Annotated in this window: 16 protein-coding genes; 10 read left to right on the top strand and 6 right to left on the bottom strand. The window is 66.1% G+C overall.

Annotated elements, in window-relative coordinates; genetic code table 11:
• Nucleotides 1-206 precede the first annotated feature (206 nt).
• The 5 genes from radA (at nucleotide 207) to AX702_RS24010 (ending at nucleotide 4,816) form a co-directional block, all read left to right on the top strand.
• Nucleotides 207-1,580 (top strand): DNA repair protein RadA, encoded by a 1,374-nt coding sequence (gene radA / locus AX702_RS23990; RefSeq protein ID WP_066776413.1) that lies wholly within the window; start codon nucleotides 207-209, stop codon nucleotides 1,578-1,580.
• Nucleotides 1,581-1,744: 164 nt separating this feature from the next.
• Nucleotides 1,745-2,296 carry a CvpA family protein gene (locus AX702_RS23995; RefSeq protein ID WP_066776368.1) on the top strand — a complete coding sequence of 184 codons (552 nt, stop codon included), beginning with the start codon at nucleotides 1,745-1,747 and terminating at the stop codon, nucleotides 2,294-2,296.
• Nucleotides 2,293-2,730: an iron-sulfur cluster assembly scaffold protein gene (locus AX702_RS24000; protein ID WP_066776371.1), complete on the top strand. Its 438-nt coding sequence runs from the start codon at nucleotides 2,293-2,295 to the stop codon at nucleotides 2,728-2,730. Before AX702_RS23995 ends, AX702_RS24000 begins: the two co-directional genes overlap by 4 nt.
• Nucleotides 2,730-4,487 carry a cation:proton antiporter domain-containing protein gene (locus AX702_RS24005; RefSeq protein ID WP_066776382.1) on the top strand — a complete coding sequence of 586 codons (1,758 nt, stop codon included), beginning with the start codon at nucleotides 2,730-2,732 and terminating at the stop codon, nucleotides 4,485-4,487. The genes AX702_RS24000 and AX702_RS24005 overlap by 1 nt, the downstream gene beginning before the upstream one ends.
• Nucleotides 4,484-4,816 (top strand): DUF423 domain-containing protein, encoded by a 333-nt coding sequence (locus AX702_RS24010; protein ID WP_066776384.1) that lies wholly within the window; start codon nucleotides 4,484-4,486, stop codon nucleotides 4,814-4,816. The genes AX702_RS24005 and AX702_RS24010 overlap by 4 nt, the downstream gene beginning before the upstream one ends.
• Nucleotides 4,817-4,853: 37 nt before the next feature.
• Here the strand turns inward: AX702_RS24010 and AX702_RS24015 are convergent, their stop codons facing one another.
• From AX702_RS24015 to AX702_RS24025, 3 genes are read right to left on the bottom strand one after another with little or no spacing between them, the layout of a single operon-like run.
• Complete coding sequence (locus AX702_RS24015; protein ID WP_082745965.1) at nucleotides 4,854-4,994, bottom strand: DUF2256 domain-containing protein; 141 nt, start codon at nucleotides 4,992-4,994, stop codon at nucleotides 4,854-4,856.
• On the bottom strand, nucleotides 4,994-6,094 hold the full coding sequence (gene aroB, locus AX702_RS24020; RefSeq protein WP_066776386.1) for a 3-dehydroquinate synthase: 1,101 nt from the start codon (nucleotides 6,092-6,094) through the stop codon (nucleotides 4,994-4,996). The genes AX702_RS24015 and aroB overlap by 1 nt, the downstream gene beginning before the upstream one ends.
• Complete coding sequence (locus tag AX702_RS24025) at nucleotides 6,091-6,654, bottom strand: shikimate kinase (protein ID WP_066776387.1); 564 nt, start codon at nucleotides 6,652-6,654, stop codon at nucleotides 6,091-6,093. The genes aroB and AX702_RS24025 overlap by 4 nt, the downstream gene beginning before the upstream one ends.
• A 98-nt stretch (nucleotides 6,655-6,752) precedes the next feature.
• Here AX702_RS24025 and AX702_RS24030 point away from each other — a divergent pair, with 98 nt between their 5' ends.
• The 4 genes from AX702_RS24030 to AX702_RS24045 are packed head-to-tail and all read left to right on the top strand — an operon-like array spanning nucleotide 6,753 to nucleotide 10,505.
• Nucleotides 6,753-6,890, top strand: coding sequence for a hypothetical protein (locus AX702_RS24030; RefSeq protein ID WP_177179073.1), 138 nt, complete (start codon nucleotides 6,753-6,755; stop codon nucleotides 6,888-6,890).
• 1 nt (nucleotide 6,891) lies between these two features.
• Nucleotides 6,892-8,640: a hypothetical protein gene (locus AX702_RS24035; RefSeq protein ID WP_231731717.1), complete on the top strand. Its 1,749-nt coding sequence runs from the start codon at nucleotides 6,892-6,894 to the stop codon at nucleotides 8,638-8,640.
• A 2-nt stretch (nucleotides 8,641-8,642) separates the two neighbouring features.
• On the top strand, nucleotides 8,643-9,542 hold the full coding sequence (locus tag AX702_RS24040; protein ID WP_066776396.1) for a tyrosine-type recombinase/integrase: 900 nt from the start codon (nucleotides 8,643-8,645) through the stop codon (nucleotides 9,540-9,542).
• A 9-nt stretch (nucleotides 9,543-9,551) separates the two neighbouring features.
• Nucleotides 9,552-10,505 (top strand): acetyl-CoA carboxylase carboxyltransferase subunit alpha, encoded by a 954-nt coding sequence (locus AX702_RS24045; RefSeq protein ID WP_066776400.1) that lies wholly within the window; start codon nucleotides 9,552-9,554, stop codon nucleotides 10,503-10,505.
• An 82-nt stretch (nucleotides 10,506-10,587) separates the two neighbouring features.
• On the opposite strand, the gene AX702_RS24050 is transcribed toward AX702_RS24045, so the two are convergent.
• Nucleotides 10,588-10,761: a Flp family type IVb pilin gene (locus AX702_RS24050; protein ID WP_066776403.1), complete on the bottom strand. Its 174-nt coding sequence runs from the start codon at nucleotides 10,759-10,761 to the stop codon at nucleotides 10,588-10,590.
• A gap of 118 nt (nucleotides 10,762-10,879) precedes the next feature.
• A complete protein-coding gene (locus AX702_RS24055; RefSeq protein WP_066776406.1) occupies nucleotides 10,880-11,071 on the bottom strand; it encodes a Flp family type IVb pilin in 192 nt (63 codons plus the stop codon).
• A 52-nt stretch (nucleotides 11,072-11,123) separates the two neighbouring features.
• On the opposite strand from AX702_RS24055, the gene AX702_RS24060 reads away from it, so the two are divergent.
• A complete protein-coding gene (locus tag AX702_RS24060; protein ID WP_066776409.1) occupies nucleotides 11,124-11,567 on the top strand; it encodes a (deoxy)nucleoside triphosphate pyrophosphohydrolase in 444 nt (147 codons plus the stop codon).
• Nucleotides 11,568-12,238: 671 nt separating this feature from the next.
• Here the strand turns inward: AX702_RS24060 and AX702_RS24065 are convergent.
• Nucleotides 12,239-12,493 carry a hypothetical protein gene (locus AX702_RS24065; protein WP_066776411.1) on the bottom strand — a complete coding sequence of 85 codons (255 nt, stop codon included), beginning with the start codon at nucleotides 12,491-12,493 and terminating at the stop codon, nucleotides 12,239-12,241.
• Nucleotides 12,494-12,664 lie beyond the last annotated feature (171 nt).

Genomic DNA, 12,664 nt, shown 5'->3' on the forward strand with positions numbered 1-12,664 from the left:
GGATGGCATGGTCGGCAAGTGGCGCGCTAAACCGGTGCTTGTCCGGATGACCGGCGAAACGTGTCCCCTGCGCGCCCGACCCCGCCCGCGAGGCTGCGCATGGCGGGATTGTTCCCTTGTTGTTCTTGCGTTAGGCCGAGATGGTGCCACTTCGCGTTTAATCCTGTCGCGAAAAGGTCGGGCCGCTGGCGCTTTGGGAATGAATGATGGCGAAGCCGCAGAAACGATACGTCTGCCAATCCTGTGGCTCGGTCACGTCCCGCTGGCAGGGGCAATGCGTCGACTGCTCTGAATGGAATACGCTGGTGGAGGAAGCGCCGGCGATCGTTACGCCGTTTCAGGCCAAGCACAATCTTCAGGGCGGCGGCCGTTCCGTCACCATGATGGCGCTGGACGCCGAAGTGCCGCTGCCGGCTCGCCTGCCCAGCGGCATTGCGGAACTGGACCGGGCGCTGGGCGGCGGATTCGTGGAGGGCAGCGCCACGCTGATCGGGGGCGACCCCGGCATCGGCAAATCCACCCTGCTGCTTCAAGCCGCGGCGCGGATGGCGCTTGCCGGCGCGGATGTCGCCTATGTGTCGGGTGAGGAGGCGGCGGATCAGGTGCGATTGCGCGCGCGCCGGCTCGGGCTTGGCGAGGCGCCGGTCCGGCTCGCCTCCGCCACGTCGGTGCGGGACATCCTTACCACGCTTGGCGCAGGCAAGCCGCCCGCCTTGCTCGTGATCGATTCGATCCAGACGATGCACTCTGATCTGATCGAGGGCGCACCCGGCACCGTCAGTCAGGTGCGCGCCTCGGCGCAGGAGCTGATCCGCTTCGCGAAGGAACGTGGCACCGCGCTGGTGCTGGTCGGCCATGTCACCAAGGACGGCACGATCGCCGGCCCCCGCGTGCTGGAACATATGGTGGATACCGTGCTCAGCTTCGAAGGCGAGCGCAGCCATCAATATCGCATCCTGCGCGCGATCAAGAACCGCTTCGGCGGCACGGACGAGATCGGCGTCTTCGCGATGCAGGCGGAGGGGCTGGCGGAGGTGACGAACCCGTCTTCGCTGTTCCTCACCCAGCGTGACGAAAGCGTGACGGGAACGGTGGTGTTTCCAGCGCTGGAGGGCACGCGCCCGGTGCTGGTGGAGATCCAGGCGCTGGTCGTTCGCCTCGCCAGCGGTGCCACCCCGCGCCGCGCCGTGGTGGGGTGGGACAGCGGCCGACTTGCCATGATCCTCGCCGTTTTGGAGGCGCGCTGCGGCCTCAGCTTCTCCTCGGCGGAAGTCTATCTCAACGTCGCTGGCGGCTATCGCGTGCAGGATCCTGCCGCCGATCTGGCGGTGGCCGCGGCGCTGGTCTCGGCGCTGTCCGAACGCCCGGTGCCGGCGGACGCCATCGCCTTCGGCGAGATCGCTCTGTCCGGCGAGGTGCGCAGCGTGGCGCATGGCGCATTGCGGCTGAAGGAAGCGGCCAAGCTTGGTTTCGGCCAGGCCCTGGTTCCGGCGTCCATGGCAGGCGAGAAGGGCAACCTGCGGCTTGCCGGCTTTTCCACGCTTGGCCGGCTGGTGGACCATCTGCTCGGGCGAGGGTGATCCCCTCCGCCGAACCGCCATGCTGGCCGCCGCAGCCGTGTCACATACCTGTGCTCTGATCCGGCATCCGCTCTCCGCAGCGCGATGCGGGCAGGTCGGGCAATCGCCCTCCCTGCATGGGCGCCCTGTTCTCATCACCACCATCATGGCCTAGATCGGCAACAATGAACCTCAACGGACTTGATATTGCGGTGTTGACCGTCGTCGCGGGCAGTGCGCTTCTCGGCCTGAAGCGCGGCTTCGTGACGGAGGTGCTGGCGCTGTTCGCCTGGGTGGCGATGATCTTTGCGGTCAAGATCTTCCACCTTCCCCTGTCGAAGGTGCTGGCAGGGCCGATCGGCACCGCCTCCGGCGCGGCCGTCCTGGCCTTCGTGCTGCTCTGCGGCGTCACGTACTTCCTCGGGCGGATGGTGGCGCGTGCGCTGGGGGATCGGGTACGCAAATCGGTGTTGGGCCCGGTCGATCGCGCGCTGGGTTTCGGCTTTGGCGCGCTGAAGGGGCTGATCATCGCCAGCCTTGCCTTTCTGCTGGTGGTGCTGGTGCTCGATACGATCGGCGGCGGCCCGACGCGGCGCCCGGCCTGGATCAAGGAGGCACGAACCTATCCGCTCCTCAACGTCACGAGCAACGCGATCGCGGACTTTGTCGATCGTCGCCGGCGTGGGCAGCCCGTGTTCGGCGAGGGTTTCTCTTTCGGCGGAGGGCGACCGGCATGAACGACACGCTCTACAACGACGCTATCCTGAGGCTGGCGACCGACAATCCGATCGACGAACGGCTGGCGGAGCCGCAGGGGACGAGCGAGCGGCGGTCGCCGATCTGCGGCAGCCGCGTGACGGTGGACGTCAATCTCGGGGCGGATGGCCGGGTGAGCGAAGCGGGCATGCTGGTTCGTGCCTGCGCGCTCGGCCAGGCATCGTCCTCTTTGCTCGCCGCCCATGTGCTCGGCCGGACGCCGGCGGAGCTGGCGGCGGCGCGAGACGCGCTCACGGCCTGGCTGGCGCGGGAGGGCGAGCTGCCAGAATGGCCTGGCCTCGATGTGCTGTCGCCAGCGCTTGATTATCACGCCCGCCACGCATCGATCCGGCTTGCCTTCGAGGCTGCTGCCGAAGCGGCCGAGCGGGCCCGCGACACGGCAAAGGGGATCTGATGGAGCACGCCGCCACGGGATCGCTGCTGCGCGATGGAGTGATTCTGCTCGGTGCGGGGCTAGGCTTTGTGCTGCTGTTCCGCCGCCTCGGCCTTGGTGCGACGCTGGGCTATCTGGTCGCCGGCGCGGTGGTCGGGCCGCAGATCCTTGGTCTGGTCGGCGACGCCGAATCGAAGCTCGGGGTGGCCGAACTCGGCATCACTCTTCTGCTGTTCGTCGTCGGACTGGAGCTCAATCCATCCCGGCTGTGGCGGCTAAAGGAAGATATCTTCGGCCTTGGGCTGCTTCAGGTGGTGGCCTGCGGCATCGCGATCACCGCGATCGTCGCGCTGTTTGCGCACTTCTCCATCCCTGCGGCGCTTGCGTTGGGCCTGCCGCTCGCGCTTTCCTCCACCGCGCAGGTGCTGCCGATGCTGCAATCATCGGGGCGCTTGCGGACGCCCTTTGGGGAGCGCGCCTTTTCGATCCTGTTGTTCCAGGATCTATCGATCATTCCCCTGATCACCATCATTGCCGCGATGAGCCGCAATCCCGCGGACGCGGGCGGCCCGCCGGGATGGATGCTGGTGCTCTATACGGTCGCGGCGATTGCCGGTCTGATCGCTGCCGGCCGGTTCATCCTGCGTCCGCTGTTCCGCGGCATCGGCAACATGGGCGAGCGGGAAATGTTCGTCTTCGCGGCGCTTTTCACCGTCATCGCCAGCGCGGCGCTGATGGAGGCGCTGGGCCTGTCGACCGCGCTCGGGGCCTTCATCGCCGGCGTGATGCTGGCCGACAGCCCTTATCGCCACGAGCTGGAAGCAGACGTGGATCCGTTCCGCTCCATCCTGCTTGGCCTGTTCTTCCTCACCATCGGCATGATGCTGAACCTCACGGCGATCGCCGAGCGACCGCTGTTCGTTCTGTCCATGGCGCTGGCGCTGATTGCTACCAAGACGTTGGTGATCTTCCTGATCGGCCTTGCCTTTCACATGTCGTGGCGCTCAGCGCTCGCGCTTGGCGTGTTGCTCAGCCAAGGCGGCGAGTTCGGCTTTGTCCTGTTTGCCCAGGCGACCGGTGCCAATCTCATCGCGCCGGAGGCAGCATCGCTGTTCGGCGCCATCATCACCCTGTCGATGGCGACCACACCGTTCCTGATGTCGCTGACCCGCCGCTTTCGCGAGCAGCCCATCGTCCAAAGCGAGCGTGAGGGGCCCAAGGCCGATGGCGCCAATGCGGTGATCGTCGGCTATGGCCGGTTCGGCCAGACGGTCGGCCAAATGCTGCTCACCCAGGACATCCCGGTTACGCTGATCGATACCGATATCGAGATGATCGACATCGCGGGGGAGTTTGGCGCCAAGGTCTATTATGGCGATGGCACCCGGCTCGACCTGTTGCGCCAGGCGGGCGCGGCCGAGGCCGAAATGATCCTGTTCTGCGCCGATGGTGATCAGGTGACGGCCGAAGTGATCGAGTCCGTGCATGAAGCCTTTCCGAACGCGGCCATTTATGTCCGGGCATTCGACCGGCGTGCGCTGATCCGGATGAAGAACGGCCCCGCCAACCTTGTCGTCCGGGAAGTGCTCGAATCGGCGGTGAAGATGGCGCGTGCGGCGATGGAGGGGCTCGGCATCGACCGCGCCGACATCGACCGGGCGGAGGATTTGTATCGCGCCCGCGACAAGGAGCGGCTGCGCATCCAGCTGGAAGCAAACGATCTTCGTGCGGCTCGCGCGCTGGTGGCCGAGCAGCAGCCTTGGGGAAATGATCGATGAATTGGCTGATGATGCTTGCCGCTTTGTCTGGCGCGCTGGCGGTTGGCGCCGGTGCCTTCGGCGCGCATGGCGCCAGCGGCCAGGCCGTGGAATGGCTCCGCACCGGCGGCCAGTATCAACTGATCCACGCCGTCGCAGCCATTGCCGCCCTGCGCCTTGAATCGCGGGGGCCGGCGTGGCTGTTCGTGGCAGGCGGCGCGCTGTTCGCGGGTACCTTGTATTTCATGGCACTGGGCGCGCCGCGCTGGCTGGGGGCGATCACCCCGATCGGCGGAACGCTGCTGATCGCCGGATGGCTCTGGCTCGCCTGGATCGCGACTCGCGGCTAAACCGGCGAGGCGAAGCGACGCCGGCCTGCCTACCTACCTACCGGCGCCGTCGACAAGCGTCCGAGCAGTAAATCACGTCCTCCCAGACCTTTGCCCACTTCTTGCGCCAGGCGAAGGGGCGTTGGCAGGCCGGGCAAAGCTTCGTCGGCAAGTCACGCTTGGCGACACCATTCGGCATCAGTGCGGCTGGAGCGCCAGGAAGCTACGCACGTCCTCCAGCGAGACCTGCTTGTCGAGATAGGTCTGGCCGATACCGCGGGCGAGCAGGAACGGGATCTGCCCGCCGCTCGCCTTTTTGTCATGGCGCATGTGCTCCACCAGCTGCTCGGCCGAAGCGTTGATGCCCGCGGCAGCCAACCCGTCGGGCAGCCCGACCTCCTGCCAATGCGCGGCCACCCTCAGCGCATCCTCGGCGGAGCATAGCCCATGTGCCGCGGAATAGCCAAAGGCCAGCGCGCATCCGGCAGCGACCGCCTCGCCGTGCAGCAGCTTGTCCGAAAAGCCCGCTTCCGCCTCCAAGGCGTGACCGAACGTATGGCCAAGGTTCAACAGCGCGCGTCGCCCGGTCGTCTCGAATTCGTCCTCGCCGACGATCCGCGCCTTTGCGCTGACTGAATGTGCGATGGCATATTCGCGTGCCGCCGCATCGCCGGTGAGCAGCGCGGCGCCATTCTCCTCGCACCAGCCAAAGAACGCGGCATCGTCAATCAAGCCGTATTTGACCACTTCGGCATAGCCCGCCTTCAGCTGCCGCAGCGGCAGCGTGTCCAGCACTGCCGGGTCGATCAGCACCATCTTGGGCTGGTGAAATGCGCCAATCAGGTTCTTGCCCGCGCGCGCATTGATGCCGGTCTTCCCACCGACCGATGAATCAACCTGCGCCAGCAGCGTCGTCGGGATCTGAACGAAGCCGCAGCCGCGCTTCAGGATGGCGGTAGCGAAGCCGACAAGATCGCCGATGACGCCGCCGCCCAGCGCGATGACATGATCGCCACGCTCCACCCCGAGTTCCAGCAGCCGATCGGTCAGGCGCTCCAACATGGCCCAGCTTTTCGATGCTTCACCAGCGGGGATGATGATCGCCTCGCCCGTGATGCCCGCCGCCGCCATCGACGCGCGCAACGTATCGAGATGCGGCGCGACGTTCGCATCCGCCACGATCGGCATGGGCCGACCGCGCGAGATGGGAGCCAGCAATTCGGCTGCACGGGTCAGCAGCCCGGCCTCGATCACCACGTCATAGCTGCGCGCGCCCAGCGCCACCGGAACAATCGTCATGGGGCCCCGTAACCGATGGCATCCAGAATGGCACGCACCGTCGCTTCATGCGGGGCGTTGTTGCTTGGCACGCGAATATGCGCGTGGGCGTAGAGCGGATTGCGCACCGCGGCGAGCTCGCGCAGCACGCTGGCGGGGTCCTTTCCGCGCAGCAACGGGCGTGTGTCGCGGCGGCGGACCCGCTCCACCAGCACGTCGATATCGGCATCCAGCCAGATGGCGAGCGCGTCGGAAAGGATGAGCGCGCGGGTCGCGTCGTTGACGAAGGCGCCGCCGCCGGTGGCGATCACTTTCGGCCGGCCGTCGATCAGCCGTTGGATGACGCGGCGTTCCCCATCCCTGAAATAAGGCTCTCCGAACTGCGCGAAGATGTCCGCGATCGACATGCCGGCCGCTTCTTCAATTTCGTTATCGGCATCGACGAATGGCAGGCCAAGCCGGTGCGCCAGGCGCTTTCCGACAGTGGATTTGCCCACGCCCATCAGGCCGACGAGCACGATCGGCTGACGCTGCCAGCGGCTCTTGCGATTGCGGGTGGGGGCGGTGGGGCTTTGCAACATGAGTTCGCGGGCTATACAGCGCGTCAGCGCCCCGGGCACAAGGCTCGGCGATTTCGGTTTACTAGCGTGGGTCCGCCCGCGCCGTGCAGGGTTGAAACATGTCGCGGTTGATCGTCACGCTTGTGGTGCTGTTGGTCGTCGTGGTCGGCGGGTTGTTCTTTCTCGCGGGCAGCGCGACGGAGCAGCCGACGACGCAGGTCGAAAAGGCGGTCGAGCTTGGCAATCTCGCGAGCTAGGTTGATCGCGGCGCTTGCCGCCGCCGCTTCACTCGCCGCAGCCGCGGTCGCCCAGAATAGCCAGGCACCCGAATCGCTGCTGCCGCCCGGCTTCGGCGAACCGGTCGCGCCGGCACCGCCGCCGGTGGCGCAGCCCAATGGCGCGGTGGTGCAGCCGCTGCCGGGTACGCCGCTCGAGCTGCCGGATCTGGAGCCTTCACCCACCCCGACGCCGACGCCCACGGGGCCGAGCGACGAGGAGCTGGCGCAATATGAGATGCCGCTTTTCGCGCGGCGCTCGCTTGCGCTCGTTGGGCCAGTCGGGCCAGCTGACGGCGGGTTCTTGCCCGGTGCCTTTGGCGCGGCGGACGGCGGCTATCTGCAGGGGCTGATGCGGCGGCTGTCAGCCCCGCTGCCATCGCGCTGGCTATCCATTTCGCTGCGGCGGGCGCTTGCCTCTCGGGTCAGCACCCCTGAGGGGCTGCATGGTGCCGATTTCGCGGCCGAGCGCGCGTGGCTGCTGCTGCGCATGGGCGAATCAGTTGCGGCGCGAAGCGTTCTGCAGAGCGTCGATACCGCCAATGCCACGCCGAAGTATCGGCAGGTGGCGATGCAGGCGATGCTCGCCACGGCGGATCCGGCGGGGCTGTGCCCGCTGGCAGACGGTGCGGGCAACAGCGAGCGCGGTTGGATTCTTGCCCGCGCCATGTGTGCGGCGCTGGGCAATGCGGAAGGTGGCGCCAAGCCGCTGATGGACGCTGCCCGGCGTCAGCGGGTGGCAAGCGGCGTTGATCTCGCGCTGGCGCAAAAGGTGGTCGGCGCGGGGCTGAACAGTCGTCAGGCCGTGACGATCGAATGGGATTCGGTGGTCCAGTTGACGACGTGGCGGTTCGGGCTGGCGACGGCCACCGGCGTGCCGATTTCGGATGAGCTGTACCAGACGGTCGGACCTCAGGTGACCGGGTGGCGGGCGCTTGCGCCGGCCATTCCGATCGCGGACCGCGCACGGGCAGCTGAGTCCGCGGCTGCGATGGGCGTCATCTCCAACGCGGCGCTGGTCGACCTTTACGCAGCGCTGGACGCCGGCGAGGAAACGCCGGCAGCACTTGGCGCGATCGCATCCGATCTGCGGGCGGCCTATGTCGGTGCGGACGTCGCGACCCGCATGCGGGCTCTTGCCCAATTGTGGGATGGTGGCGAGAGCCCGCAGGGGCGTTACGCCCGGCTTATCCTGACTGCGCGGGCCGCGGCGCGCATCCGTCCCGGGGATGGGCGCGCCGAGGCTGACCGGATTGTGGCGGCGATGCTGTCCGCCGGGCTGGACCGTACCGCGCAACGCTGGCGCGGGCAGGTCGATGACGGGGGCGACGCCTGGGCGCTGCTCGAATTGTCTGATCCAGAGGCGAATACGCGCCTGTCTTACGGGGCCGTTGCCTCCTACACTGGGACGGGCGATGCCGCGCTGAAGCGCAAGCTGTTCTTTGCCGGTCTGGCGGGGCTTGGCCGCCTTTCCGCGCAGGACATCGAAAGTGGCGCGGAAGCGTTCGACGTGCGCATCGGTGCCGAGAACAGCTGGACACGCGCGCTTGATCGCGCCGTGAGCGAGCGGCAACCCGCGACTGTTCTCCTGCTGGCGGGCATCGGCATGCAGGCGCAAAGCTGGCGCCACGTTCCACCCGCTGCCCTGTACCGGATCGTTGCGGCGCTGCGCGCGGTGGGGCTTGGCGGCGAGGCGCGGATGATCGCCGCCGAGGCGGTGTCGCGGGCCTGATCGTGGCGGGCGATGTTGCCCTTATCGATCGCTTCCTGGAGATGATGGCGGCGCAGCTTGGCGCCGCCCGCAATACCATCAGCGCGTATCGCAGCGATCTGCTGCTCGCGTCCGAGGTGCTGGGCGGCAGGCTCGCCACGGCCGATGCGGCGGCAGTAGAGCGGCTTGGTGAGGAATGGGCCAGTCTTGCGCGGGCGACCGTAGCGCGTAAGTCGGCGGCGCTCAGGCGCTTTTTCGCCTTTCTTCATGACGAGGGGCTGCGTCCCGACGATCCCGGCCGGGCGCTGCCCAAGCCCGGCATCCATCGGCCCTTGCCCAAGACGCTCAGCCATCATGACGTGGAGCAGCTATTCCTCGTAACGGCCAAGCGGCTGGCGCGTGATCCCGCTCTGCCGGCCGATCTCCGCAACGCGGCGCTGCTGGAGCTGCTTTATGGTTCGGGGTTACGTGCGACCGAGCTCGTGTCCCTGCCGCGCAACGCCATTCATCCCGATCGACCCTTTCTGATCCTGAAGGGGAAAGGCGACAAGGAGCGTCTCGTGCCGATCTCCGACCGTGCGCGCGCGGCGGCAGCGACCTGGCGGGATCATGTCGCCGCCGAGTCGCCGCATCTGTTCCCCTCGGGCAAGTCCCACATTTCCCGCGTGCGATTGTTCCAGATCGTCCGGTCGCTCGGCGCAGAAGCCGGCATCCCGCCCGATCGGATCAGCCCTCATGTCCTCCGCCATGCCTTCGCCACCCACTTGCTGGAAGGCGGGGCGGATCTCCGGGCGCTGCAATCCATGCTGGGCCATGCCGATATCGCGACCACGGAAATCTATACTCATGTGGATCGCGCGCGCTTGGTCGCCCTGGTCAATGAGCGACACCCGCTCGTTGACGCGGCCAAGCCGCGCGCCTAGCTGCGCACGATGCCGACATTTCTCGACTTCGAAAAGCCGATTGCGGAACTCCAGGCGCGGATCGATGAGCTGCGCGACACGGGTGCGGAGGGCGGCGTCGATATCGCGGCTGAGGTCGCGAAGCTTCAGGCGAAGTCCGACCGCTTGCTGCGCGATACTTTCGCCAAGCTGACGCCATGGCAGAAGACGCAGGTCGCCCGCCACCCGGAACGGCCGCACTTCAAACATTATGTCGCCGGGCTGTTCGAGGAGTTCGTGCCGCTGGCGGGCGACCGCGCGTTCGGCGACGATCAGGCGATCCTGGGCGGCTTCGCCACTTTCCGCGGCCGCCGCGTGCTGGTTATGGGGCACGAAAAAGGCGACGATACCACCAGCCGCCTGCGGCACAATTTCGGCATGGGCAAGCCGGAGGGGTATCGCAAGGCAGTGCGTTTGCTGTCGCTGGCGGACCGTTTCGGCCTTCCGGTCGTCACTCTGGTGGATACGTCCGGTGCCTTTCCCGGCCTCCAGGCAGAAGAGCGCGGCCAGGCTGAGGCGATCGCACGATCGACGGAGGCGTGCCTCGCCGTGGGCGTCCCATTGGTATCGGCCGTGGTGGGCGAGGGTGGCTCCGGCGGCGCAATCGCGCTGGCTAGCGGCAATCGCGTGCTGATGTTCGAACATGCCGTTTATTCGGTGATCTCACCCGAAGGCTGCGCCTCGATCCTCTGGCGTACGGCGGAGAAGGCGGCAGAGGCGGCGGAAGCCATGAAGGTGACCGCGCAGGACCTGAAGTCGCTTGGTGTGATCGACACCATCGTGGCCGAGCCGCTGGGCGGCGCGCATCGCAGCCCGTCTGCCGCGATCGGTGCGCTGGGTGATGCCATCGAGAAGTCGTTGGAGGAGCTCGTCACCCTTGATGCCGAGACGCTGCGCCGCCAACGGCGCGAAAAGTTCCTGGCGATGGGCCGCGCGCTTAGCTGACCAACAAAAAGGGCGGCGAGCACCTGCTCGCCGCCCTTGATGGTTCCCAATCCGGCGGAAATCGCCGGACCAGTCGGACTTATCAACGAACCGAAGTGTTCATCTTGCCCGACACGGTCGTGAACGTGGTCGACAGCTGGTTGCCCAGCGTGCCCATGGCGGTGATGGCGGCAACGGCGATCAGCGCGGCAATGAGGCCGTACTCGATGGCGGTCGCGCCCTTGGAATCCTTAATGAAAGCGCGCATCTTCTGCATGTTCGATCTCCGATAATGAAAAGCTTCAGTCACCCGACCGGCCAAGGTGCTCCCCGCTCCGGTATCCCCGTCAATCACACATGCGGGTTGAAAAACATTTAAGGCCGGGGCGGCGCCATCAACGCGCATGAACCACCCGGTCGCTTACCTTGTTCCACATGTTGATGGTGATGTCGGCCACGCCGCTGAAGCTCGCGATCATGGCGATCACGATCAGGGCGGCGATGAGGCCATATTCCACGGCCGTTGCGCCCTTGCGGCTGCGGAGAAGCTTCCGGCAGGTCGCAAGCGCGGGTTTGATCAAGGCCATGGCTCGGTCCATGTCGCGGTTGATCGCACGACAGGCTTAACGAAAGGTCGACATGACCGCTGCGAAGAACGCGAATCTACCAACAATTCTTGTGGTTGCCGCGGCGCTGGTGGCGCCGGACGTATCCGTCTTCGTCCAGCAGCGGCCGATTGCGAAGCAGCATGGCGGCCTGTGGGAGTTCCCGGGTGGCAAGGTAGAGGCAGGCGAAACGCCCGAGGCTGCACTCGTCCGCGAACTGTACGAGGAGCTTGGCATCATGGTGGACGAAGGCGCGATGCGGCCGCTTTCCTTCACCACCGTGCCCTCACTCGATCGCAACCTCGTGCTTCTTCTGTACCGTATTGATCAATGGAGCGGGACGCCGCGCGCCATCGCAGCGCAGCACGCCGCGTGGGTCGATGTCGATTCGCTGGCCGGACTGGCGATGCCGCCCGCGGACCTGCCGTTGATCCAAGTCCTGGCGCGTGAGCTGCGGCCGACACGCAGCCGGGATTGATGGCCAAGGCCGCCCGGAGGGATGACGGCCTTGCTCGCGCGAGCCGTTGGCCATCATCTTGATCGGCTCGCCTGAGCCTGTCGCACTTGGACAAGTTCAGCACGATTGAAAACAGTGGTTCAGACTGGCTGGGAGCCGCCCCAGAAAACAGGCCGGCTGCCGAGCCGTAGTTTCCGCCCGTGCGCGCCTGTCACGATCGGTACAGGGGCGCGCGCTCAGTAGTCGAAGTCAAAACAGCATGCACGCGCTGGCGCCGCCGAGCAGAAAGCCAAGAACCAGCCAATGGTGTGCGCGAACGAGCCATTGGGAATCGCCATCCACATCGCGCATGACGCCCTCCGTTCCTGTGGCGCCGCAAAATGCACCGCCACTGCCGGCGATCTTCGTAGCAGTGATTTGCTGCGAACGTGCGACAGATGCTGCCGGATTGGTTCGAACACGTCGCGATAGATGCACTCTGCGCGCGGTTTGGGCGGAACCAAGTGGGAACGGCGGCGCTCATTTGACGCCGTGTCGCAAGCGCCCTCGCTAATGCGGTTTGATCAAGAAAATGTCGGCTCTGCCCGGGCTACGCAGCTACGTGGCTCGGCCGGCACACACCTCTTCGCTCATCTAGGCGCGTCCGAGATCGAGCCTAATCGGAATAGCCGCGACGAAATGGAACGCTGCCGTCAGAATCCGCTTTGCATCCCGGCACGATACGCCTGCCTGAGCCTGCGCCCGGAATCGATCATTGCAAGGCCAAGCATCACGAAACTCAACACCCAAGCAAAGTTCACTGCCGTATCGACCCGAGCGTTGGTCGTGAACCAATTCAAGACCGGCTGCATCACAGCGGTAAGCAGCAAACCGTAACCAACCGCCGCCACGACGCATCCGGCCATCAACAAGCGCTTGTCCAATCGACTCGATTTCGGCTCGCTCATCTATTCGTCCTCGCGTCGGCGGCCGCACCATAACAGAGGGAGCGAATGTCAGCTACTTTCAGTCGGATCATAGCGAACAAAGTCGCACAATCTTTGTTGAACGCGGCTTCTGATTAAAACGCTTGGTCAAACGACCGAGCCTCCCGGCGATGTTAGCGCGCCGACGAAGAG

It is taken from the genome of Sphingomonas sp. CCH5-D11, assembly GCF_001557395.1.
In the GTDB taxonomy this organism is placed as follows: Bacteria; Pseudomonadota; Alphaproteobacteria; order Sphingomonadales; family Sphingomonadaceae; genus Sphingomonas.

Excerpts from the sequence above, each read along its gene's own strand:
- radA (WP_066776413.1), top strand. The coding sequence starts at position 207 with ATGGCGAAGCCGCAGAAACGATACGTCTGCCAATCCTGTGGCTCGGTC.
- AX702_RS23995 (WP_066776368.1), top strand. The coding sequence starts at position 1,745 with ATGAACCTCAACGGACTTGATATTGCGGTGTTGACCGTCGTCGCGGGC.
- AX702_RS24000 (WP_066776371.1), top strand. The coding sequence starts at position 2,293 with ATGAACGACACGCTCTACAACGACGCTATCCTGAGGCTGGCGACCGAC.
- AX702_RS24005 (WP_066776382.1), top strand. The coding sequence starts at position 2,730 with ATGGAGCACGCCGCCACGGGATCGCTGCTGCGCGATGGAGTGATTCTG.
- AX702_RS24010 (WP_066776384.1), top strand. The coding sequence starts at position 4,484 with ATGAATTGGCTGATGATGCTTGCCGCTTTGTCTGGCGCGCTGGCGGTT.
- AX702_RS24015 (WP_082745965.1), bottom strand. The coding sequence starts at position 4,994 with ATGCCGAATGGTGTCGCCAAGCGTGACTTGCCGACGAAGCTTTGCCCG.
- aroB (WP_066776386.1), bottom strand. The coding sequence starts at position 6,094 with ATGACGATTGTTCCGGTGGCGCTGGGCGCGCGCAGCTATGACGTGGTG.
- AX702_RS24025 (WP_066776387.1), bottom strand. The coding sequence starts at position 6,654 with ATGTTGCAAAGCCCCACCGCCCCCACCCGCAATCGCAAGAGCCGCTGG.
- AX702_RS24030 (WP_177179073.1), top strand. The coding sequence starts at position 6,753 with ATGTCGCGGTTGATCGTCACGCTTGTGGTGCTGTTGGTCGTCGTGGTC.
- AX702_RS24045 (WP_066776400.1), top strand. The coding sequence starts at position 9,552 with ATGCCGACATTTCTCGACTTCGAAAAGCCGATTGCGGAACTCCAGGCG.
- AX702_RS24050 (WP_066776403.1), bottom strand. The coding sequence starts at position 10,761 with ATGCAGAAGATGCGCGCTTTCATTAAGGATTCCAAGGGCGCGACCGCC.
- AX702_RS24055 (WP_066776406.1), bottom strand. The coding sequence starts at position 11,071 with ATGGCCTTGATCAAACCCGCGCTTGCGACCTGCCGGAAGCTTCTCCGC.
- AX702_RS24060 (WP_066776409.1), top strand. The coding sequence starts at position 11,124 with ATGACCGCTGCGAAGAACGCGAATCTACCAACAATTCTTGTGGTTGCC.
- AX702_RS24065 (WP_066776411.1), bottom strand. The coding sequence starts at position 12,493 with ATGAGCGAGCCGAAATCGAGTCGATTGGACAAGCGCTTGTTGATGGCC.